This window comes from Streptomyces sp. NPDC006655 (genome assembly GCF_040703965.1).
In the GTDB taxonomy this organism is placed as follows: Bacteria; Actinomycetota; Actinomycetes; order Streptomycetales; family Streptomycetaceae; genus Streptomyces.
Genome location: NZ_JBEYJU010000021.1, coordinates 38,491 through 60,406, shown reverse-complemented (window position 1 = coordinate 60,406; position 21,916 = coordinate 38,491). Strand labels below are relative to the sequence as shown.

The following is a 21,916-nucleotide window of genomic DNA, read 5'->3' as shown; positions in this document are numbered from 1 at the left end:
GCGGGAGGGGACGGACCCCGCGGTGATCCGCTCGGTCCATCGCCTGTCTCCCGGCGACGACAGCCATGGTTAGCGGCGCCTGCGGCCGAACGCAATGATGTGACGTACTAGCCACTTTCGTATGTGTCAGCTAAAATGACCGATATGTAATGCTTCACGCCTGTTCAGTGGCATCCGTTGGTACGACGGCGCATAGGATGTGATCTGCCTCCTATGGGTGGCATCACGCTCCGGGGCCCTCCGCGGCCCGCGTCACCGCACCATCGGCAGTCCCCGCGGCACCGGTTTCCACCGCAGGTGGACGCCGTCCCCCGGCTGGTCCGCCCGCAGCAGCGACAGGCGGGGGCGTACGGCGTCGGTGCGGGCGGTGGGGGGTTTGCGGCGTCCCGCGCGGTACGGGGCGGGCCAGTCGGCCCCGGCACCCGTGTACTCCTGCGATGCGGCCGCGTGGAGGGTCCAGTGGGGGTCGTAGAGGTGGGTGCGGCCGAGGGCGCAGAGGTCGGCTCGGCCGGCGAGGAGGAGGGAGTTGACGTCGTCGTGGGAGGCGATGGCGCCGACGGCGATGACGGCGGCGCCGGTCCCGGCGGCCGCCTGGTGGCGGATGCGGTCGGCGTAGGGCGTCTGGTAGGAGCGGCCGTAGGCGGGCTGCTCGTCCTTGGTGACCTGGCCTGTCGAGACGTCGATGGCGTCGGCGCCGTGGGCGATGAAGGCGCGGGCGATGGTGACCGCGTCGTGTCCGGTGGTGCCGTGCGGGGCCCAGTCGGTGGCGGAGATCCGTACGCCGACGGGTCGTTCGGCTGGCCAGACCGCGCGGACGGCGTCGAAGACCTCCAGGGGGTAGCGGAGCCGGTTCTCCAGAGGACCGCCGTATGCGTCGGTGCGGTGGTTGGAGAGGGGGGAGAGGAACGAGGAGAGGAGGTAGCCGTGGGCGCAGTGCAGTTCCAGGAGGTCGAACCCCGCCTCGGCGCCGCGGCGGGCGGCTGCCACGAACTCGGCGGTGATGACGTCGAGCTCTGTGCGGGCGAGCTCGCGGGGGGTGGGTGAGCCGGGGCCGTAGGGCAGGGCGGAGGGGCCGACGGTCCCCCAGTTGCCCTCGGGGAGGGGTTCGTCCATGCCTTCCCACATGAGGCGGGTGGAGCCCTTGCGGCCGGAGTGGCCGAGCTGGAGGCCGATACGGGCGGTGGTGCGGGTGTGGACGTAGGAGACGATGCGCTGCCAGGAGTCGCGCTGGGTGTCGTTCCACAGGCCCGTGCAGCCGGGAGTGATCCGGCCCTCGGGTGACACGCACACCATCTCGGTCATGACCAGGCCCGCACCGCCCATGGCCCGGGAGCCCAGGTGGACGAGGTGGAAGTCGCCGGGTACGCCGTCGGTGGCGGAGTACATGTCCATCGGGGAGACGACCACCCGGTTCTTCAGCTCCAGCTGCCCGACGCGGAACGGCTGGAACATCGCGGGGACGGTCCGGGCACGGCCCTGCGCCTCGGCGAAGGCGGTGTCGACGCGGTCGGCGAACTCCGGGTCGCGGGTGCGCAGGTTGTCGTAGGTGATGCGGCGGGAGCGGGTCAGCAGGTTGAAGCAGAACTGGACGGGTTCCTGGCGGGTGTACATGCCGATGTTCTCGAACCACTCCAGGGATGCCTGCGCGGCCCGCTGGGTGGACTCCACCACCGGCCGTCGCTCGGCCTCGTACGCGCGCAACGCGCCGTCGGCGTCCGCGTGTTCGTGGAGGCAGGCGGCGAGAGCGAGGGCGTCCTCCATGGCCAGCTTGGTGCCGGAGCCGATGGAGAAGTGCGCGGTGTGCGCCGCGTCGCCGACGAGGACGAGGTTGCCGTGGTGCCAGTGCCGGTTGCGGACGGTGGTGAAGCTCAGCCACTTCGAGTTGTTCGCGAACACATCGTGCCCGGCCAGTTCCGGGGCGAACAGCTCGCGGATCCGCTCGACAGCCGGCTCGTCCGACTCCCCTGGTCCCAGGGCGGTGTGTTCGGTCGTGGCGAAGCCGGCCCGGCGCCACACGTCCTCGTGCATCTCCACGATGAAGGTCGAGCCGGCGTCGGAGTACGGGTAGCCGTGGACCTGCATCACCCCCCATTCGGTGTCCTTGACGAAGAACTGGAAGGCCTCGAAGACCCGGTCGGTGCCCAGCCACATGTACTTGTTGTGCCGCCGGTCCAGCGACGGCCCGAAGACGTCCGCGTACGCCGCGCGGACAGCGGAGTTGACCCCGTCCGCGCCCACCACCAGGTCGTACCCGGCCCGCAGCGCGGCCACCTCCGGGGCGGCGGTCGAGAAGCGCAGCTCGACGCCGAGCCGTAGGCAGCGCTCCTGGAGCAGGTGCAGGAGGTCCCTGCGGCTCATGGCGGCGAATCCCTGGCCGCCCACGGTGTGACTCTCGCCCCGGTAGTGGATGTCGATGTCCGTCCAGCGGGCGAACCGCCGGGACATCGCTTCGCTGAAGACGGTGTCGGCGTTCTCGATACCGCCGAGGGTCTCGTCGGAGAACACGACTCCGAACCCGAACGTGTCGTCTCTGGCGTTGCGTTCCCACACGGTGATCGCATGGGTGGGATCCAGCTGCTTCATCAGGGCCGCGAGGTAGAGACCTCCCGGGCCGCCGCCGACGATCGCGATCCTCACGGGAGTTCCCCTCGCTGCTCGGCCTCGATGATCTTGCGCAGGGCGAAGCGCTGGAGCTTGCCGCTGGTGTTGCGCGGCAGGGCGTCGTGGAAACGCACCTCGCGCGGGTACTTGTAGGGCGCCAGGACCTGCTTGACGTGGTCCTGGATCTCCCTGGCCTTCGCCACGTCCCCGGCCACGCCCTCCCGCAGCACGACGAACGCACAGACCACCGAGCCGCGTTCGGCGTCGGGGCGGGCCACGACCGCCGACTCCAGCACGTCGGGGTGGGTGTCGATGGCCGCTTCGACCTCCGGGCCACCGATGTTGTACCCGGAGGAGACGATCATGTTGTCGCTGCGCGCGTGGTAGTAGAAGTAGCCGTCCTCGTCCCGGTGGAAGATGTCCCCGGTGACGTTCCAGCCGCCGACCACGTAGTCCTGCTGGCGTCTGTCGTCGAGGTAACGGCAGCCGACCGGGCCGATCACCGCCAGCCGCCCCGGCTCACCCGGGCCCAGCTCCGCGCCGTCCAGGCCGAGGACCGTCGCCCGGTACCCGGGTACCGGACGGCCTGTCGCTCCCGGGCGGATCTCGTCACCGGCCGCGGAGATGAAGATGTGCAGCAACTCGGTGGCGCCGATGCCGTCGATCACCCGCAGCCCGATGGCGTCCCGCAGCTCCTGCCAGGTCGTGAGGGGTATGTGCTCGCCCGCCGACACCCCGGCCCGCAGCCCGGCGAGCCGGTGCACCTTGCCTTCGCGCACGATCGCCCGGTAGGCGGTGGGCGCGGTCGCCAGCACGGTCACTTCGTGCTGCTCGACGAGGTCGGCCAGCCCGCCGGGTGCGACCGTCTCCGTCAGCAGGGCACAGGCGCCGGCCCGCAGCGGGAAGACGATCAGCATGCCGAGGCCGAACGTGAACGCGAACGGCGCCGTGCAGGCGACCAGATCGTCCGGGCGCAGCCGCAGGACGTGCCGGCCGAAGGTGTTGTCTATCGACAGGAGGTCCCGGTGGAAATGCATCGTGATCTTCGGGACCCCGGTGCTCCCGGACGTGGGGCCGAGGAGTGCCACGTCGTCGGCGGCGGTGTCGACGTTCGTGAACTCGCCCGGCTTGGCGGCGCACCGGGCCACCAGGTCGTCGGCGCCCGGACCGCCGTACGCGACCAGGCGCAGGCCGGGCAGGGCGGTGCGGATCTCGTCGGTGCACCGGTGGTCCACCAGGGCGACGGACGGCCTGGTGCGCTCGGCGACCGGGACGATCTCCCGGGCCCGCAGCGCGGCCATCGTCGTCACCACCACCCCGCCCGCCTTCAGGACACCGAGCCAGCAGGCCACCGTCCACGGCGTGTTGGGCGAGCGCAGCAGCACACGGCCGCCCGGCACCAGGCCCAGATCCTCGGTGAGGACCCGTGCGACCTGGTTGGCGCGGGTGCGCAGATCGCCGTACGACCACACCTCGCCGGCCGGAGTGCGCAGCGCCGGCCGGTCGGGCCCGTACGACGCGACGGGTACGTCGATCAGTTCGGCCGCCGCGTTCAGCCGCGCCGGGCAGGCCAGTTCGGGGGTGGTGAACTCGATCACCGGCCAAAGGTCGGCGGGCGGGAGGTGGTCGCGGGCGAAGGTGTCCAGGTGCGACGTGGGTGACAGCGGAAGTGACAACGCGAGGATCCTTCCGATGACCCGCCGACGGCGCCCGGCGGGCGGTCAGGCGGGGCGGATCATGCCTTCCTGGACCACGGTGGCCAGGTGACGGTGGTCGCGTGTGAAGAAGCGGCCCGTGCCCAGGCCGCGGCCCGCGTCGGCGGCCACCGCTTCCTGGACGTACAGGAGCCAGTCGGCCACCGGCGCGGGACGGTGGAACCACATGGCGTGGTCGAGACTGGCGGTGACCAGGCCGGGGTCGGCCCAGGCGAGGCCGAGGACCCGCAGGACGGGTTCGAGGACGGTGTAGTCGCAGACGTAGGCGAGGGCGGCGAGGTCGCGCTGGGCGTCGGTGAGCCCCTCGACGGGACGCAGCGCGTCGAACGGCCGCAGCCAGACGGCCTGGTGCGGCAGCCGGTCGCCGTCGACGGTGAGGTAGACGGGGCCGGGGACATGACGCAGGTCGAAGCCGCGGCCGCCGCGCCAGTAGGCCTTGGACTCGGCGGTCATGGTGCCGCCGGTGCGGTCGGCGAGGTACTCGGCCGAGCTGGGCAGCTCCTCGGGGCCGGGGACCTGCTCGTCGAACTCCGTGCGGAAGGACGCCCCGGACTCCCCCGCGGCGAAGTTGGCGAGGCAGACGTAGAGCACCTTGCCGTGCTGGTGGCCGCGCACCTGGCGGGTGCTGTAGCCGCGGCCGTCGCGCAGTACCTCCACCTCGTAGCGGACCTCGGCGCCGACGTCGGCCGGGCGCAGGAAGTAACTGTGCATGGAGTGCAGGGACTTGCCGTCGGTCACCGAGCGCATCGCCGCGGCGGCGGCCTGGGCGACGAGGTCGCCGCCGTAGGCCTTGGGCCAGGGGCAGGGCTGGGTGGTGGCGGTGAAGGCGAGGTCGAAGCGCTCCGGACGGGCCGGCTTCAGGGTGAGGGCAGCCGTGACGATCTCGGAGGTCGGCGCGGGCGAGGCGGCGGAGGCCGCTGGGGTGGCGGGGGTGGCGCTCACCGGTTCAGCCAGTCGCGCAGGTCGGCGTCGGCGACGTCGGGCAGGTTCACCACGATGTTGTCCGGGGTCCGGGTGGTCATCCAGACCAGCGGCCTGGTCCGGGAGAGGTTGCACTCGACGTGCGGCATGAAGGGCGGGACGAAGACCCAGTCGCCCTCCGCCATGTCGACGTAGTCCTCGAACCTCTCGCCGAAGTAGATACGGGCCCGGCCCGACAGGACGTAGCCGCCGGTCTCGGCCTCGCCGTGGTGGTGGCTGACCGAGCGGTAGCCGGGTTCGTTGCTGACCTTGCCGTACCAGAGCCGGCGCGCCGGGGTGTGCTGGGCGCTGACGCCCGACACGCGGACGGCGCCGCCCGAGTCGGCCGTGTTGACGTCCTCCCTGCCTGCGCGGGTCACGACGGGCGCGACGATCCCGTCGGCCGGACGGTACAGCGCGTCGTCGCCTTCCAGCCGGTACGTGCCGCTGTGCTCGCTGTGCGGCTGACGCCGCGGGTCGGGCTCCATGGAATCGGCTCCGTTTCCGTGGCTCGCTCGGAGGTCCGCTGGCTTGCCCGGGTCCGGAACAGGACCGCGGACTATCTCGTATCTTTCACCGTCGTCATTTATTGTCAATACTGCTGGCCGTGCGGCCGGCGCCGGACACCCCCGAACCGGAGGCCCGATGACTCCCGTCGCCGTGAACCCGCCCGAACTGCCCGCGCCGAGCGGCTACTCGCACGGGACACTCGCGGGGAACACGCTCCACCTGGGCGGCCAGACCGCCCTCGACGCCGATATGAAGATCGTTCCGGGCGGCATCGTGGCACAGTTCCGCCAGGCTTTCGGCAACCTGCTCACCACGCTGCGCGCGGCGGGCGGCGAACCGCGGGACCTGGTGAGCGTGACCATCTATCTGACCGACATCCCGGACTACCAGGCGCACGGCAGGGAGATCGGCCGGGTGTGGCGGGAGCTCGCGGGCCCGGTGTACCCCGCGATGGCGGGTATCGGCTGCACCGCGCTCTGGCAGCCCGAGGCGCTGATCGAGATCCTGGGCGTCGCCGTGATCCCGGAGGAACGGCTGGTCAGGCCCGCCTGTGGATGACCGCCAGGGCGTGTTCGCGCGCGGGCTCCCGGAGCGCCCCGTCGAGCTCCGCGAAGAGCGCGCCGGCGGTCTCCCCCTCCCAGCCCGGCGGCAGCAGGGACAGCGGCAGGCCGGGATCGCGGTACGGGAGCCTGCGCCACTCGGTGAGCATGGGCAGATGGATCCCGAACGCCTCCCGGGGAGGGACGGCACCGGTCGCGGCGCGCTCGCTCACCGGGCGGTAGCGCGCCAGGAAGTCCGTGTAGAGCGCGGTGAGCTCGTCGAGGTCCCACCATGCGCGGACCTTCGCCGACAGGTCACCGAAGGCGAAGTGGTCGCCGGTGAAGAGGTCCACGTACGGCGTCAGCTCGAGCCGTCGCAGGGTGCGGCGGGTCTCCTCGGCGAGGATTCCCGGGGCCACCCAGACACCGGGGGCCGCGGTGCCGAATCCCAGCCGGGTCAGGGCGGTGCGCAGGGCATGGCGCTTGTCGCGCTCGGACTCGGGCACGGAGAACACGACGACCAGCCAGCCGTCGTCGGCCGCGGCCCGGCTCCGTTCGAAGATCCGGACATCGCCCTCCGCCAGCACATCCAGCGTGCCCTCGGAGACGGCGTACCCGGCGACGCCCCCGCGCCGCTCGCCGCGCAGCACCCCGCGCCGCTTCAGCCGGGAGACCGCGGAACGCACGGCCTGTCCCTCCACCCCGAGGTCGGCCATGAGGCGTATGACGGAGGCGACGGAGAGCCAGTCCTGCTCACCGCGCGCGTACAGCGCGAACAGGGTGATGATCAGCGGGCCCAGCCGGCTGTCCCGGCCGCCCGCCCCGACGGCGGCGGACGACGACGAGGACCCGGCCCGCGCTGTCATGTTCTCCGCCTCCGGTCGCGTCACCCTTGCGAACCCTCCTGATCGCCGAGCAGCCTACCGCGCAGGTCGGCCGGCAGCAGGCGTGACCGGTACGGCCCAAGCGCAGGGGACTGCGGGGCGCCCGAACCGGGCATCGTAGTCATCCGCACCACGCTTGTCGTAGGTGTCTCTGGTACTTCTGGTGCCTGCGTTGTCTCTGCCGCCTCAGTTGGGGAGTCCGACATGACCACACCCCGGGACCTGTTCCTCGTCACCGTGTACGACGCCGCCGCCCGGCCCGTCACGCAGGGCGACCTCTCCCTGGCACTCGCGGGAGCCGAACTGGTCGATCTCCTCGCGGCCGGGGCGGTCACGCTCGACGGCGATCTCGTCGTCCCCGCTCCGCAGGGCGGCACGGGAGACCGGCTCCTGGACGAGGCGGCCGCTGCGCTGCGGCAGGAGGCACCGTACGAGTCGGTGGAGGACTGGCTGTGGCGCCGCGGGCGTGGCCTGGGCGCCGCCTACCTCGACGTCCTGGAGGCGGACGGCACGGTGGTCGCCCAGCAGCGGCGACGCTGGCTGCCGCTGCCGACCGGCCGCACGGAGCCGTCCGACTCGCCGGAGCGCGCCGCGGCGCACGAACGCTGGACGTCGGGTGAGCCCGTCCTCGCCGCCCTGGCGGCCGCCGTCGGGATCCAGGACGAGGCGGCCGGGGACCTCGTCGGCGCCGCCCCCGAGGCGACCGTCACGGTGGTGGCCGCCGTGAACGACGCCGTGACGGAACTCGCCGCCGTACGGCAGCGCCGGGAGATCGAGGACGCTGCCTTCGACAACGTCTGGCGGGGCCTGTGACGGTCGCCGCTCCCGTGCGGCCCGGGGAAGTCCACGAGGCGGGCGTTCACTTGAGGCCGCTGAGCATGACTCCCCGGACGTAGTGCTTCTGCAACAGGAGGAAGAGGGCCAGGACCGGCACGGTGCTCAGGACCAGGCCGGCCATGACGATGGGCGTCGTGCGGGTCGGGTCGACGTAGTCCTGCAACAGCTGGATGCCGACGGGCAGGGTCATCACGTCCGGATTCGCGGTGGACACGAGCAGCGCCCAGATGTACTCGTTCCAGGCGTCGACGAAGGTCAGCAGGCCGAGGGTGAGCAGGACCGGCCTGGTCTGCGGAAGGACGATCCGCCACCACACGGTGAGCTCGCCGGCGCCGTCGATGCGCGCGGCCTCCAGCACCTCGTCCGGGATCGAGATCATGAACTGGCGGGTCAGGAAGATCCCGAAGCTGCTGACGAGGAACGGCACGGCGAGCGCGACGATGCTCACGGTCAGCCCGGCGCCGCCGCGCCCGAGCAGGTCGTTGCCGCCCGCCAGCGGCCAGTGCACCAGGATCAGGAAGTGCGGGACGAAGAACAGGAACGGCGGGAACATCATCGTCGACAGCACCAGGCGGAAGACGAGGCGCCGGCCGGGGAAGCGGAGCTTGGCGAGCGCGTAGCCCGCCAGTGAGGACGTGAGCAGCACCGAACCGGTGATGACGGTCGTGGCGACGACGCTGTTGCGGAAGAGCACCGGCAGGTCGAGCTGGTGGACCGCCGCCCGGTAGTTGGACAGGTCGAACGCCCTGGGCAGGAACCGGTACGGCAGCGTGCCGGCCTCGTCCGGCCCCTTGAAGGACGTCATCACCATGTCGGCGAACGGCACCACCGTGAGGACCGCGCCGGTGATCACCAGCAGGTAGGACAGCCAGGGGAAGGGCCGGCGGTTCACGCGTCCTCCCCCGTGCGCCGGAAGAGCCACAACTGCACCAGCGTGACTGCGAGGACCACCGCGAACAGCACGAAGGCGGCGGCGCTCGCGGTGCCCCAGTCGCCGTAGGAGAAGGCCTGCCGGTACATCTCGAGCGCGGCCACGTCGGTCGCGTCCCCCGGTCCGCCCCTGGTCATCACGGTGATCAGCGCGAACGACTGGAGGCCGGTGAGGAACTGGGTGACGCACACGAACATCAGGGACGGTCGCAGCAACGGCAGCGTGATCTTCCAGAAGACGGTGCCGGGACCCGCGCCGTCGAGGGCGGCGGCCTCGTAGTAGGTCTCGGGGACGGACTTCAGCCCCGCCGTCAGGACGAGGACCGCCGAGCCGACGGAGGCCCACGACTGCACGACGACGACCGAGGGCAGGGCGGTGTCCGGGTCCTGGAGGAACGCCACCGAGCCGAGTCCGAGGGCGTTGAGGACGCCGTTGACGAGGCCACCGGGCTCGTACATGTACTTCCAGACGTTGCCGACGGCGACGACGGTCGTGACGATCGGCAGGAAGTACAGGGTGCGCCAAAGCCCTTGGAACCGCAGCTTGTCGATGCAGGTGGCGACGAGCACCGAGCCGGCCAGCGAGAGCACCACGGTGCCGAGGGCGAAGAGCAGCGTGTTGGTGAGCACCGGCGTCACGAACGTCGAGCCGGCCGCGAACAGAGCGGCGAAGTTGTCCGCTCCCACCGGTTCGATGGCACCGAGGTCGAAGCCGGCCCACCGGGACGTCGACAGCAGCAGCGCGAAGCCGAGCGGGAGGACCAGGAAGACGGCGAAGAACAGCAGCGCCGGGGTCAGGAAGAGATAGGCGACGGCGGTCTGGCGGCGCTGCCTGCGGTCACGGCCGCGGGGGCGGGTGGCGGGGGCGCCGGGTGCGGCACGTTCGGTCGGCCGCGGGGCAAGGGTGGCGTTCACCATGACCGGGACACCTCCTGGTCGACCTGGCGGCGGGTGGTGCGCAGGGCCTCCCCGACCGACTGCCGGCCGGTCCACAGCGCCTCGATGTTCTGGCGCAGCAGCGACTTGGCCTGCTGCGCGCCCGGTACGTTCGGCTCCGGCACCGCGTAGGCGAGTGCGTCGAGGAAGGGCCGCAGGTTGGGATCGGTGCCCGCGCCGAGCAGGGTCCGCATGTCGTCGGCGCGGCCGGTCAGCGAGCCGACCGACACCTGGAGGGCACTCATCCGGGTGGCACCGCGCACCTTCTCGGTGTTGAGCCAGCGCAGGAACTCCCAGGCCTCGCGCGGGTGCCGGGCGGCCGTGTTGACGCCCAGCATGAAGCCGGTGGCGAGGGTGGCGCGGCTGCCGCCGGTCTCCGGGAGGGGCACGGGTACGACTCCGACATCGCGGTAGGCCGTGCCCATCAGCGACTTCAGGTTCGCCGTCCACCAGCCGGCGCTGATCACCATGGCCACCTGCCCGGACGCGAACGCCTGGTAGACGTTGACACCGGGGTCGCTCGCGCCCCTGGCGACGAGGCGGTGCTCCAGGTCGAACACGGCCCGGCCGGCCGCCGAGTCGAGCTCGGTGCGTCTGCCGTCCGCGGAGACGAACCGCCCGCCGGCGGCGTTGAGCAGCGCGAGGGTCTGGCCGACGGTGGTGGAGTCGTCGAAGGTCGACAGCCCGAAACCCTGGACCAGCGTGTTGCCGTAGCGGTCCCGCCGGGCGGTGCGGCAGGCCGCGTCCTCCAGCTCCCGCCAGGTGCGCGGCGGCCCTGCGACGCCGGCCTCGCGCAGCAGCCGCCTGTTGTAGTAGAGGGCGTAGGTCTGCATCTCGGTGGGATAGCCGTAGACCGTGCCGGCCACCGACGCGGAACCGACCGCGGCGGATCCGTAACCGCGTCGGATCTCCTCGGCGTGCCCGGGTGGCGCGGGCCGCAGCACCCCGGCCCGGACGAGCTGGCCGTTCCACAGGCAGTACGGGTGCAGGAGGTCGGCGCCCTGCCCGGCGGCCTGCCGGACCATGACCGTGGTCAGCAGGTCCGTGAACTCCACCGCCTCGGTCGCCACCTTGACCCGGTCGTGGGTGGCGTTCCACTCGTCGACCGGGCCCCGCAGGGCCTCCTTGAGCGCCCCGCTCGCGTAGTGGGAGAGCAGGGTGAGGACGATCGGGTCGCCGGGCCGTCCGGTGCCCCTGGACGGTGCGGCGCAGCCGGCGGCGAGCACCGCCGAGGGCAGGGCGAGCGCGACGTGACGGCGGCTCAGTGTTCGGGTCACCGGGCGGCTTCCCGGCGCATCACCCGGAACACCCGGGTCGTGGTGAAGCCGGTCTTGCGGTAGAGGTGTCCGGCCGGGGACTGCGCGCCGGTCCACAGGAACCACGCGGAGTGCGCCCGGCGCGCCCGCATCCGCTCCAGGACCAGGTGCAGGAGGACTTCGCCGAGTCCGGTGCCCCGCATCTCCGCCAGCACCCCGATGGGCCCGAACCGCTCGTCCACCGAGTCGAACGCGCCGTGCATCGCCCAGCCGACCATGCGGCCCGCGGGGTCGCGTGCGGTGACGATCCGGTCGAGCGGGGTGCCCGCGGTCAGACACCCCCTGATGGTGCAGGCCCAGTCCGGCCCGAAGTGGCACCCGGCGAGGTCGAGGAGATCCACCAGGTCGTCGTCGGCCGGGGTGCCGAACCGGTGGCCCCGGGCGGTCAGTTCGCCCACCCGGCGCAGGACGTCGGCCGGGACGCGGTAGCCGACCAGGGCACGGTGCATCGCCGCCGCCTCGTACAGCGTGCGGAAGCCCAGGGAGTCGAGGAGCCCGGCCGCCTCCGGGTAGGCCTCGGCGTCCAGGCCGGGGAAGACGTAGTTCGGGGTGTACGAGGAGAAGTCCACCCGGGTCCGGCCCTGGCCGCCGAGCCAGTCGAGGGCCTCGGTCAGCAGCCGGCGGCCCAGGCCCCGGCGGCGGGCGTCCGGGGCGACGAAGAAGAACGGGATCCAGCCCTGCTCGGGCTCCAGGTCGGTGCCGGCCATCGGGGTCAGCCGGCGCACCGCGTAGGCGGCGCCGAGGACACGGTCGCCGTCGGCGGCGATCCGCAGTCCGGCCGGGTCGAAGTTGGGGTCGAGCAGCACCAGGGAGCGGAAGCGGTCCGCGGTGATCGGGTCGGCGGGCGCGCTCCGGGCCCACGCCTCCACCAGCCGGGGGCCGTCACCCGACCGGAAGCCGCGGATCCCGACTCGGGATGTCGTCGTGGGGTGGGTCATCGACGGGTGGTCCTTCCGGGGAGGCGGGAAGCTGCGTGAGCTCAGGGGGGCGACGGGCCGGCCTCAGCGGTACAGCAGGACGTCGTCGCCGGCCCATCGGCCGGGCGGGACCGGTGGTCCGCACAGCGGGAGCGGGTCGTCACCCGCGTCGACGGCGCGCCGCAACCGGTCGGATCCCCAGAGCAGATCGATGAAGGGACGGCGGCCGGCCCCCTCCGCACCGGTCTCGTCCGCACTCGTGTCCTGCGCACCCGCGTCCTCGGCGCCGGTCCCTTCGGCACCGCTCCGTGCCGCTCCGCCGTCCCCCGGCTCCCAGGCGAAGTCGTCCGGGTACAGCCGCCGGAGCGTGGCGAGCATCGCGACGGCGGTGCGTACCGGCCTGAACGTCGCCCGGTCGGTGAGGTGCAGCTGGACTCCGCGCAGTGGCCGTCCGGCGTACCGGTGGCAGGCCGGTGTGAACCGCAGCTCCCGGAAGTGCACGCCGGGCAGCGCGAGTTCGGTGAGCGCGGGCGCGAACCGCCGGTCGAGGTACGGGGCGCCGACGATCTCGAAGGGCTGTGTGGTGCCGCGGCCCTCCGAGAGGTTCGTCCCCTCGAACAGGCAGGTGCCGGGATACACGAAGGCGGTGGCGGGCGTGGGGATGTCGGGCGAGGGTGCCACCCAGGCCAGACCGGTGTCCTCCGCGGTCATGGCGCGCTGCCAGCCCAGCGCCTCGATCACCGTCAGGTCGACCGGCCCGTCCGCGACGCGCGGCACGGCCGAGGTGTTGAGGTGTCTGGCGAGCTCGCCGCAGGTGAGACCGTGCCGGATGGGAACGGCGGCGCGTCCGACGAAGCTGGACCAGTCCGGTTCCAGCAGCGGACCCTCGCTGACGAGTCCGCCGAGCGGATTCGGCCGGTCGGCGACGACGAACCGCACGCCCGTACGGGCCGCCGACGCCATCAGGTCGAACATGGTCCACACGTAGGTGTAGTACCTGGCCCCGATGTCCTGGAGGTCGAGGACGAGGGTGTCCACACCACTGTCGATCAGCAGCTTGTCGAGCCGCTCGCCGGCGCGGCCGTACGTGTCGTACACCGGCAGCCCGGTGTCCGGGTCCCGCCGGACGGTGTCGCTCTCACCGGCCTGACCGGCCCCGTACAGTCCGTGTTCCGGACCGAACAGCGCGACCAGCGGCACCCCGGCGTCGAGCAGCGCGGGCGCGGCGGGACGCAGATCGGGCAGGACCCCGGTGTGGTTGGTGACCAGCCCGACCCGGCCGCGCCCGACCGGCGCGGGGTCCGCGTACAGCCGTGCGATACCGGTCGTCACCGCGCAGCGGTCGTGCGTGCTCATGTCCTGCCCCGTCCGACGGTGACACCCCTTCGCAACAGTGGTCGGGAATCTACCCTTACGTCCCGTTGTTCGCGTGCCGAATCGCCGACGGCTCCAGGGGCCCCGACCGGCCGCCGCCCCGACTCCCGTACGCACCACAGAGGTTGAGCCTCCCGCCGGGGCCGAGCGCCACAACACGCCGACCCGGGTCGCCCGCACGTGGGAAGTTTCCGTGTCGACGGGCCGTCCGGGTGCCGTGACGGTGTGTGATGACCCCGGGCTCCGGTCTTTCCGCCGCCCCTTCTTCACCGTTGTCACCGTTCACGAAGGACATCACGATGCGCCTCTGTCGTCCGCTCGCCGTCGCTCTCGGCGGGCTCGCCCTCACCGTTCTCACCATGGGTCCGGCGGCCGCCGCCCAGGGCACCTTCGTCTGGGTGGGACCGAAGGGCAAGGCGTACGCCATCCAGAACCCGCCGGACCGCAAGTGCCTCGACATGGCGCAGGAGGCGCGCGGCCCGCAGAACTCCACGAAGAAGGCGCTCGTCGTCTACAGCAAGGCGAAGTGCAAGGGCACCGCGCGCCGGATCGCCCCCGGCCACTCGGCTCCCGGCGGCGTCCACTTCGCCAGCGTGGTCTTCAATCCCCGCTAGCGCTCGCCCCCGTGATCCCGTGACCGCTCCGCGCCAGGGCCGCGCCGGCGAGTCAGGAGCGGTTGACGGTGTGCCGCCGGGCGTCCTCATCGGGCCGCCCGGTCGGGCTCCCCGCGGTCCCTACGCCGTGCCCCCGGCCCGCCGCGTCACAGGGGTGCGCGGGCCACCGTCATGACGTAGGCGCCGAACAGCAGGGAGACCGCGGTGAGCGCGCCCACGACGAGGACGGCCTGGGCAGGTCGCAGCCGCCAGCTTCTGACCAGCGCGCGGGCCAGCGGGATCAGCAGGGGGAAGGCGGGGAGCAGGAAGCGGGGCTTGGAGGCGAAGGAGCCCGAGCCGCCCACGACCACCAGGACCAGCACGCCGGCGAAGACCACCAGGACCAGTGGGGCGCGGTCAAGGCAGAGCAGGCAGAACAGCAGGACGCCGGCCACGACCATCACCAGGGCGGCGGCGTAGACGAAGCCGCCGCCGTGCACCAGCAGGCCCTTCACGAACAGCAGGGACCCCCGGCCGAAGTCGAAGCGCGAGTTCCAGGCCTGCTGCACCCCGAAGTAGCCCCCCAGCAGGTCGCCGGTCCGGTGTCCCACCCACAGGACGTAGCCGAGCCAGCCGACCGGGGCCGTCAGGCACCCCACCCAGAGCCGGGGCGAGACCCGGCCCCGTCGCCGTACCGCCTCGTGGGCGCCCGCGACGACGACCGCGGCGGCGACCGCGAAGCCGCTGGGCCGGGAGAGACCGGCGAGCGCGGCGAGACCGCCGGCCCACAGCCAACGGCCCCTGAGGACGCTGTACAGGGACCAGGCCGCGAGCGCCGAGAAGAGGGACTCGGTATAGGCGATGGTCAGTTCGACCGACTGGGGGAGAACGGCCCACAGAACGACGAGCGCCGTGGCGACGCCGCGGCCGTACACGAGGTCGCCGACCCGGTAGACGCCCCACGCGGCCACCACGGCGGCGACGCCGGCCAGCAGCAGCGCGGCCTTGCCGGGCGTGAGCGGCAGGACCGTCGTCAGGGCGCGGATGAGCCCGGGGTACAGCGGGAAGAACGCCCAGTCGGCCTGTACGCCTCCGTGGCGCGTGATCTCGATCAGGTCGCCGTAGCCGTACGCGGCGATGTGCTGGTACCAGCGGGCGTCCCAGGCGTGCGCGAGGTTCCTCAGGAGCGGGTGCCCCGTGGCGCGGTTCGCCAGGACGACGACGGTGGCTCCGGCGAGCCGGACGGCCACGAAGAACGCCAGGGCGGCCCCCAGGCCGGACGGGGTGCGGCCGAGGGAGGGCAGACGGGCGGGGCGCGACGGGGCGACGGGGCCCGACCGCGGTACGGATGACGTGCTCACGGTCCGACCATCGGCAGCGGAACGCCACCTCGCAACGCGACACGGGGGTTTCTTACGGTCTTCCGCACCCGTTCAGACCCACGCGACCCGCATCACATGCGCACCCCCTTGATCGATCATCTGTCGATCTGTTTACCATATGAGCGCCACCCAGCTCGATCGAGAGATGCAGGTCTGTGACTGTCAACGAGGACTCGTTCACCAACTGGAAGAACCGTGAGGAGATCGCGGAGTCGATGATCCCGCTCATCGGGAAGCTGCACCGGGAGCGGGACGTGACGGTCCTGCTCCACAGCCGCTCCCTGGTGAACAAGTCGGTGGTCAGCATCCTCAAGACCCACCGCTTCGCCCGCCAGATCGACGGCGCCGAGCTCTCGGTCACCGAGACGATGCCCTTCCTCCAGGCGCTCACCACGCTCGACCTCGGGCCCTCCCAGATCGACCTCGGCATGCTCGCGGCCAAGTACAAGGCCGACGACCGTGGTCTGACGGTGGCGGCGTTCACCGCGGAGGAGGTCGCCGGCGCCACCGGCGCCGACAAGATCGACCGGCGTGAACCCCGCGACGTCGTCCTCTACGGCTTCGGCCGCATCGGCCGGCTGGTCGCCCGGCTGCTCATCGAGAAGTCCGGCTCCGGCAACGGTCTCCGGCTCCGGGCCGTCGTGGTGCGCCGCGGCGGTGCCGAGGACATCGTCAAGCGCGCCTCGCTGCTGCGGCGCGACTCGATCCACGGGCAGTTCCAGGGCACGATCACCGTGGACGAGGAGAGCAGCACGATCCTCGCCAACGGCAACGAGATCAAGGTGATCTACGCCGACGACCCGAGCGCCGTGGACTACACGCAGTACGGCATCCGGGACGCCATCCTCATCGACAACACGGGCAGGTGGCGGGACCGCGAGGGCCTGTCGAAGCACCTGCGCCCGGGCATCGAGAAGGTCGTGCTCACCGCGCCGGGCAAGGGCGACGTCCCGAACATCGTGCATGGCGTCAACCACGACACGATCAAGCCGGACGAGCAGATCCTGTCCTGCGCGTCCTGCACCACCAACGCGATCGTGCCGCCGCTGAAGGCGATGGCCGACGAGTACGGCGTGCTGCGCGGACACGTGGAGACGGTCCACTCGTTCACCAACGACCAGAACCTGCTGGACAACTACCACAAGTCGGAGCGCCGCGGCCGGTCCGCGCCGCTCAACATGGTCATCACCGAGACGGGTGCCGCCTCCGCCGTCGCCAAGGCGCTGCCCGACCTCAAGGCGCGGATCACCGGCAGCTCGATCCGGGTGCCGGTGCCGGACGTGTCGATCGCCATCCTCAACCTCCAGCTGGGCCGCGAGGCGACCCGCGCCGAGGTCCTCGACCACCTCCGCGAGGTGTCGCTCACCTCGCCGCTCAAGCGCCAGATCGACTTCACCACCGCCCCGGACGCGGTCTCCAGCGACTTCATCGGCTCGCGCCACGCCTCGATCGTCGACGCCGGCGCGCTGAAGGTGGAGGGCGACAACGCGATCCTCTACCTCTGGTACGACAACGAGTTCGGCTACTCCTGCCAGGTGGTCCGGGTCGTCCAGTACGTGTCCGGTGTCGAGTACCCGACGTACCCGGCGGCGTCGGCGGTCTGACGCCTCTCCGCCTTGTCCGGCCCGGCCCTTCCACGAGAGGGCCGGGCCGTCCGCACTCTTGACGCTCCCACCGCTCGATGGCAACTTTTTATCGATACAACCGGTTCAGCGGACGCCGTTCGTCATATCGAACATCTCAGTCGGTCAGGAGTGCCCGTGTCCACAGCCACCGCGATCATCAACCTCGACATCGAAGGTCCGACGATCAGCCGCCATCTCTACGGCCACTTCGCGGAGCACCTCGGTCGCTGCGTCTACGGCGGTTTCTGGGTCGGCGAGGACTCCCCCGTCCCCAACGAAGGAGGCATCCGGCTGGACGTCGTCGAGGCCCTGCGCGCCCTGGACATCCCCAACCTGCGCTGGCCCGGGGGCTGTTTCGCCGACGAGTACCACTGGCAGGACGGCATCGGCCCGCGCGAGCGGCGGCCCCGGATGGTCAACACGCACTGGGGCAACGTCGAGGAGAACAACCACTTCGGCACCCACGAGTTCATGGCCCTGTGCGAACTCCTGGGCGCCGAGCCGTACATCAGCGGCAACGTGGGCTCCGGCACGGTCCGCGAGATGAGCGAGTGGGTGGAGTACCTGACCCGGGACGGCGACAGCCCGATGGTGCGGCTGCGCAAGGAGAACGGCCGCGAGGAACCCTGGCGGGTGACGTACTGGGGCATCGGCAACGAGACCTGGGGCTGCGGCGGCAACATGCGCGCCGAGTACTCCGCCGACCTGGCCCGGCAGTACGCCACCTACTGCCGCGACCACGGCGACAACAAGCTCTACCGCATCGCCTCGGGCGCCTCCGACGCCGACTACAAGTGGACCGAGACCCTGATGCAGCAGATCAGCTGCTTCGGCTGCGAGGCCACCCCGAAGACCTTCTTCCAGGGCCTGTCCGTGCACTACTACACCCTCGCGGGCCCCTGGGAGGCCAAGGGCAGCGCGACCGGCTTCGACACCGACGACTACTACCGCACCATGGTGTCGGCCCGCCGGATCGACCGCATCCTCACCGGCCACTCCACGGTCATGGACGTCTACGACCCGCACCGCACGGTCGGCCTGGTCCTGGACGAGTGGGGCACCTGGTGGGACGTCGAGCCGGGCACCGACCCGGGGTTCCTGTTCCAGCAGAACACCCTGCGGGACGCGCTGGTGGCGAGCACCCACTTCGACATCTTCCACAAGCACGCCGCCCGCCTGCACATGGCCAACATCGCCCAGACCGTCAACGTCCTCCAGGCCATGATCCTCACCGACGGCGACCGCCTGGTCCGGACCCCGACCTACCACGTCTTCGAGATGAACAAGGGCCACCAGGACGCCACGTCGCTCCCGGTGCACGTCCGCGCCGAGGGTGCCCGGCGCCGGGTCGGGGACGCGGAACTGGACACCCTGTCCGCCTCCGCCAGCGTCAAGGACGGCAAGGTCCTGATCTCGGTGAGCAACCTCGACGCCGACGAGCCCGCCGACCTCCTCCTCGACCTGCGCGGCGGCACCCTCGCCGGCCCGACCGCCCGCATCCTCACCGCGGACAGGCTCCAGGCACACAACACACCCGGGGCGACGACGGTGGCCCCCAGGGAGTTCGACGGACTCTCCGACGCCGCCGGCGGTCTCCGGCTCACCCTCCCGCCCCACTCGTTCGTCACCGTCCAGGCTGCCCTGACCCAGCACTGACCCGCAGGAGCGCGCACATGACCCGACCAGCACGTCCGCTGCCCGCCCGTCGGCTGCGTCCGCCCATGGGCTGGAACAGCTGGGACTGCTACGGCACCACCGTCACCGAGGACGAGGTCCTCGCCAACGCCGAGTTCATGCGTGACCACCTGCTCCCGCACGGCTGGGACACCGTGGTCGTGGACATCCAGTGGTACGAGCCCACCGCCCGCGCCCACGGCTACAACCCGGACGCGCCGCTCGTGCTGGACGAGTACGGCCGCCAGCTGCCCGCGCCGAACAGGTTCCCCTCCGCGGTGGGCGGCGCCGGGTTCGGGCCGCTGGCCGCACGGGTGCACGCCATGGGGCTGCGGTTCGGACTGCACATCATGCGGGGCGTCCCCCGTCGGGCGGTCGAGGCGAAACTCCCGGTGCTCGGCACGGAGTTCACCGCCGCCGACGTGGCCGACACCGACTCGGTGTGCCCCTGGAACTCCGACAACCACGGCCTGAACCACGACCACCCCGGCGCCCAGGCCTACTACGACTCCCAGGTCGCCCAGTTCGCCGAGTGGGGCGTCGACTTCGTCAAGGCCGACGACATGCTCTTCCCCTACCACGAACGGGAGATCGCCGCCTACGCACGGGCCGTCGAACGCAGCGGACGGCCCATCGAACTGAGCCTCTCCCCCGGCACGGACCTGTCCGTGGCGCGGCTGGACCACCTGCGGGAGCACGCCACGATGTGGCGGGTGTGCGACGACCTGTGGGACCGCTGGGAGGACGTCGAGGCGCAGTTCGCGCGCATGGCGCGCTGGGCGCCCTGGCAGCGGGAGGGCGGCTGGGCGGACGCGGACATGCTGCCGCTCGGGCACATCGGCATCCGCGCCGAGCGGGGCACGGACCGCCTGTCCCGCCTCACCCGCCCCGAGCAGGTCAGCCTGCTCACCCTCTGGCTGATCTCCCGCTCTCCGCTGATGATGGGCGGCGACCTGCCCACCAGCCCGCCCGAGACGATCGAGCTGCTCACCAACGACGAGGCGCTCGACGTCCTGTGGCACAGCACCGGCAACCGGGAGGTGCTCCGGGAGGGGGATCTGGTGCTCTGGACCGCCCGGGACACCGACGGACACACCCGGTACGCGGCGGTGTTCTCGCTGGCCGACGAGGCACGCCGCTTCGAGGTGCCGCTGGGATCGGTCGCAGCCGGGCCCCGTGACCGGGTCCGCGAGCTGTGGACCCGTACCGACACCGCTCACGACGGCCGGTACCTGGTCGCCGAGCTGCCCGCGCACGGAGCCGCCCTCTATCGTCTTGCCGAGGACGGCAGGCGGGAGTGAGCGTGGCGACGATCCAGGACGTGGCGAAGGCGGCCGGAGTCTCGGCGATGACCGTCTCCAACGTGATCAACGGCCACCCCAACGTCCGCCCGGCCACCCGGGAGCGCGTCCTGGAGGCGATGACCCGGCTCGACTACCGGGTCAACGTCGCCGCCCGCAACCTGCGCAAGGGCCGCACCGGGACCATCGGCCTGGCCGTCCCCGAGATCAACCGCCCGTACTACGGCCGACTGGCCGCCTCCCTCATCACGGCGGCCGGCCGGCACGGTCTGCGGGTGAGCATCGAACAGACCGGGGCCCGCCGGGAGAGCGAACTGGCGGCCCTGTCCCTGTCCCGCAACCGGCTCTACGACGGACTCATCCTCAGCACGGCCGGGATGGACCGGTCCGATCTCGAGGCGCTGGAGGCAGACCATCCGGTGGTGATCCTCGGCGAGCGCGTCTTCGGCGGTCCCGTCGACCACGTCGCCATGCCGAACGAGGCGGCCGCGGAAGCGGCGACCCGGCATCTGCTCGAACGGGGCTGCCGACGGGTCGCCCTGGTGTGCGGACGGCTCGGCGGCGAGGTCGACATGTCGAGCCTGCGCCACGCCGGGTACCTGCGGGCGCTGTCCGCCGCGGGACTGGCGACGGACCCGGACCTCGTCGTGACGGTCGCGTCGCTCACCATGCAGGAAGCGGCCCGCCGCATGCGCGAGAAGGTGACGGGCGGCCTCGACTTCGACGGGGTGTTCTGTGTGACGGACACGGTGGCCATGGGCGTCCTGCGCGCGCTCGCCGACACCGGGGTCCGGGTGCCGGAACAGGTCAGGGTGATCGGCTTCGACAACGTCGACGAGAGCGCGTACCTCGTCCCCTCGCTGTCGACCGTCGACCCCGACCACGACCTGATGGCCGAACGCGCGGTCGCCCTGCTGGCCGCACGGATCGACCGGGCCGGCCCGGGGCCGGAACGGGAGGAGTACGTCAGTCCCTTCCGCCTGGTGGTGCGGGAGTCGACGGGCGGCTGAGCCGCGCCTTCGTCACGCGTTCGAACTCAGACGAGGTGGGCGAAGACGACCAGGTTCTCCGTGTAGTCCTTGACGTCGTGGTCGTAGTCGCCGGCGCAGGTGATCAGCCGGGCCTCGGGGCGGCTGGTGTCCGCGTAGACGCGGTCACTGGGGAAGTCGTCCTTCGGGAAGGTCTCGGCGTCGTCGACCACGAACTGAGCCGTCGTGCCGTCGGCCCGGTCCACCGTGAAGCGGTCGCCGCGCTCCAGTTCGTCCAGTCTGACGAAGACGGCCGCCGACACCTTGGTGTCGACATGGCCCGCGATGATCGCGGTGCCCGCCTCACCGGGCGCGGCACCCTTGGAGTACCAGCCGACGAGGTTGGTGTTGTCGGCGGGCGGCGGTTCGAGCTGGCCCGAGGGGCTGATGGTGAGAGCGGTGAAGGGGGCGTCGACGGAGATCTTCGGAATGAGCAGGCGGGTGGGTACGGACCGGGGCAGCGCCTCACGGGTCCGCTGCGGATCGGCCGAGGGGGCGGCGCCGGTGCGCCCGGCCGGGGTCCCGCCGCCGGCGTCGTCGGAGGCCTTGTCGTGTCCGCCGATCAGTGCCACGGCCAGCAGCACCAGGGCGACACCCCACACGGGCAGCAGCCCGCCGCGCCGGGTGTCGGCCGCGGCGGCCGGGTCGCCGGCGTCAGGGGCGTCGGGGTTCGGAGAGGAAGGGCCAGCTGCCATCGGGGTCACCTTTCTGGGGCACGGCAGCGGGAGGGGCGGGAGACGGGACCCGCGGTGCCGTCGGCGTGTCGAGCGCCGGCGGCGGCCGCGGCCCCGTAT

At 71.8% G+C, this 21,916-nt stretch carries 19 protein-coding genes; 7 read left to right on the top strand and 12 right to left on the bottom strand.

The genetic code is table 11. From position 1 onward, the window contains the following. Positions 1–252: 252 nt before the first annotated feature. Genes AB0958_RS15085 through AB0958_RS15070 form a run of 4 tightly spaced genes read right to left on the bottom strand, consistent with a single transcriptional unit; the run spans position 253 to position 5,764 of the window. Positions 253–2,637, bottom strand: a complete 2,385-nt coding sequence (locus tag AB0958_RS15085; RefSeq protein ID WP_366890848.1) for a bifunctional salicylyl-CoA 5-hydroxylase/oxidoreductase — start codon at positions 2,635–2,637, stop codon at positions 253–255. Continuing rightward, positions 2,634–4,277: an AMP-binding protein gene (locus tag AB0958_RS15080; protein ID WP_366890847.1), complete on the bottom strand. Its 1,644-nt coding sequence runs from the start codon at positions 4,275–4,277 to the stop codon at positions 2,634–2,636. Before AB0958_RS15080 ends, AB0958_RS15085 begins: the two co-directional genes overlap by 4 nt. 45 nt (positions 4,278–4,322) lie before the next feature. Next, positions 4,323–5,258, bottom strand: a complete 936-nt coding sequence (locus tag AB0958_RS15075) for an acyl-CoA thioesterase domain-containing protein (protein WP_366890846.1) — start codon at positions 5,256–5,258, stop codon at positions 4,323–4,325. Then, positions 5,255–5,764 carry a cupin domain-containing protein gene (locus AB0958_RS15070; protein WP_366890845.1) on the bottom strand — a complete coding sequence of 170 codons (510 nt, stop codon included), beginning with the start codon at positions 5,762–5,764 and terminating at the stop codon, positions 5,255–5,257. Before AB0958_RS15070 ends, AB0958_RS15075 begins: the two co-directional genes overlap by 4 nt. Positions 5,765–5,921: 157 nt before the next feature. Between AB0958_RS15070 and AB0958_RS15065 the strand changes: the two genes are divergently transcribed. Continuing rightward, positions 5,922–6,344, top strand: a complete 423-nt coding sequence (locus tag AB0958_RS15065) for a RidA family protein (RefSeq protein WP_366890844.1) — start codon at positions 5,922–5,924, stop codon at positions 6,342–6,344. On the opposite strand, the gene AB0958_RS15060 is transcribed toward AB0958_RS15065, so the two are convergent. Beyond that, entirely contained in the window at positions 6,325–7,215 is an 891-nt protein-coding gene (locus tag AB0958_RS15060; RefSeq protein WP_366890843.1) for a PaaX family transcriptional regulator C-terminal domain-containing protein, read from the bottom strand. The genes AB0958_RS15065 and AB0958_RS15060 overlap by 20 nt on opposite strands. A 198-nt stretch (positions 7,216–7,413) precedes the next feature. Here AB0958_RS15060 and AB0958_RS15055 point away from each other — a divergent pair, with 198 nt between their 5' ends. Continuing rightward, positions 7,414–8,022, top strand: coding sequence for a GPP34 family phosphoprotein (locus AB0958_RS15055; protein WP_366890842.1), 609 nt, complete (start codon positions 7,414–7,416; stop codon positions 8,020–8,022). Between the two features lie 46 nt (positions 8,023–8,068). Here the strand turns inward: AB0958_RS15055 and AB0958_RS15050 are convergent, their stop codons facing one another. From AB0958_RS15050 to AB0958_RS15030, 5 genes are all read right to left on the bottom strand, one after another. Beyond that, on the bottom strand, positions 8,069–8,938 hold the full coding sequence (locus AB0958_RS15050) for a carbohydrate ABC transporter permease (RefSeq protein ID WP_366890841.1): 870 nt from the start codon (positions 8,936–8,938) through the stop codon (positions 8,069–8,071). Beyond that, positions 8,935–9,894 carry a sugar ABC transporter permease gene (locus AB0958_RS15045; protein WP_366890840.1) on the bottom strand — a complete coding sequence of 320 codons (960 nt, stop codon included), beginning with the start codon at positions 9,892–9,894 and terminating at the stop codon, positions 8,935–8,937. The genes AB0958_RS15050 and AB0958_RS15045 overlap by 4 nt, the downstream gene beginning before the upstream one ends. Then, positions 9,888–11,189 (bottom strand): ABC transporter substrate-binding protein, encoded by a 1,302-nt coding sequence (locus AB0958_RS15040; RefSeq protein ID WP_366890839.1) that lies wholly within the window; start codon positions 11,187–11,189, stop codon positions 9,888–9,890. Before AB0958_RS15040 ends, AB0958_RS15045 begins: the two co-directional genes overlap by 7 nt. Next, positions 11,186–12,166 (bottom strand): GNAT family N-acetyltransferase, encoded by a 981-nt coding sequence (locus AB0958_RS15035; protein ID WP_366890838.1) that lies wholly within the window; start codon positions 12,164–12,166, stop codon positions 11,186–11,188. Before AB0958_RS15035 ends, AB0958_RS15040 begins: the two co-directional genes overlap by 4 nt. 63 nt (positions 12,167–12,229) lie before the next feature. After that, the gene (locus AB0958_RS15030) at positions 12,230–13,501 is read right to left on the bottom strand and encodes a DUF1343 domain-containing protein (RefSeq protein WP_366890837.1); all 1,272 of its coding nucleotides are present in this window, start codon (positions 13,499–13,501) and stop codon (positions 12,230–12,232) included. 317 nt (positions 13,502–13,818) lie between these two features. Between AB0958_RS15030 and AB0958_RS15025 the strand changes: the two genes are divergently transcribed. Continuing rightward, positions 13,819–14,133 (top strand): hypothetical protein, encoded by a 315-nt coding sequence (locus AB0958_RS15025; RefSeq protein ID WP_366890836.1) that lies wholly within the window; start codon positions 13,819–13,821, stop codon positions 14,131–14,133. 146 nt (positions 14,134–14,279) lie between these two features. Here AB0958_RS15025 and AB0958_RS15020 read toward each other — a convergent pair whose 3' ends face one another. Next, complete coding sequence (locus AB0958_RS15020) at positions 14,280–15,473, bottom strand: hypothetical protein (protein ID WP_366890835.1); 1,194 nt, start codon at positions 15,471–15,473, stop codon at positions 14,280–14,282. Between the two features lie 176 nt (positions 15,474–15,649). Between AB0958_RS15020 and AB0958_RS15015 the strand changes: the two genes are divergently transcribed. The 4 genes from AB0958_RS15015 (at position 15,650) to AB0958_RS15000 (ending at position 21,104) form a co-directional block, all read left to right on the top strand. Further along, on the top strand, positions 15,650–17,098 hold the full coding sequence (locus AB0958_RS15015) for a glyceraldehyde-3-phosphate dehydrogenase (protein WP_366890834.1): 1,449 nt from the start codon (positions 15,650–15,652) through the stop codon (positions 17,096–17,098). Between the two features lie 156 nt (positions 17,099–17,254). Further along, positions 17,255–18,775, top strand: coding sequence for an alpha-L-arabinofuranosidase C-terminal domain-containing protein (locus AB0958_RS15010; RefSeq protein WP_366890833.1), 1,521 nt, complete (start codon positions 17,255–17,257; stop codon positions 18,773–18,775). Positions 18,776–18,792: 17 nt separating this feature from the next. Then, positions 18,793–20,094, top strand: a complete 1,302-nt coding sequence (locus AB0958_RS15005; RefSeq protein ID WP_366890832.1) for a glycoside hydrolase family 27 protein — start codon at positions 18,793–18,795, stop codon at positions 20,092–20,094. Positions 20,095–20,096: 2 nt separating this feature from the next. Next, a complete protein-coding gene (locus AB0958_RS15000) occupies positions 20,097–21,104 on the top strand; it encodes a LacI family DNA-binding transcriptional regulator (RefSeq protein WP_366890831.1) in 1,008 nt (335 codons plus the stop codon). Positions 21,105–21,130: 26 nt separating this feature from the next. Here AB0958_RS15000 and AB0958_RS14995 read toward each other — a convergent pair whose 3' ends face one another. Further along, a complete protein-coding gene (locus AB0958_RS14995) occupies positions 21,131–21,817 on the bottom strand; it encodes a class F sortase (RefSeq protein WP_366890830.1) in 687 nt (228 codons plus the stop codon). Between the last annotated feature and the right edge of the window lie 99 nt (positions 21,818–21,916).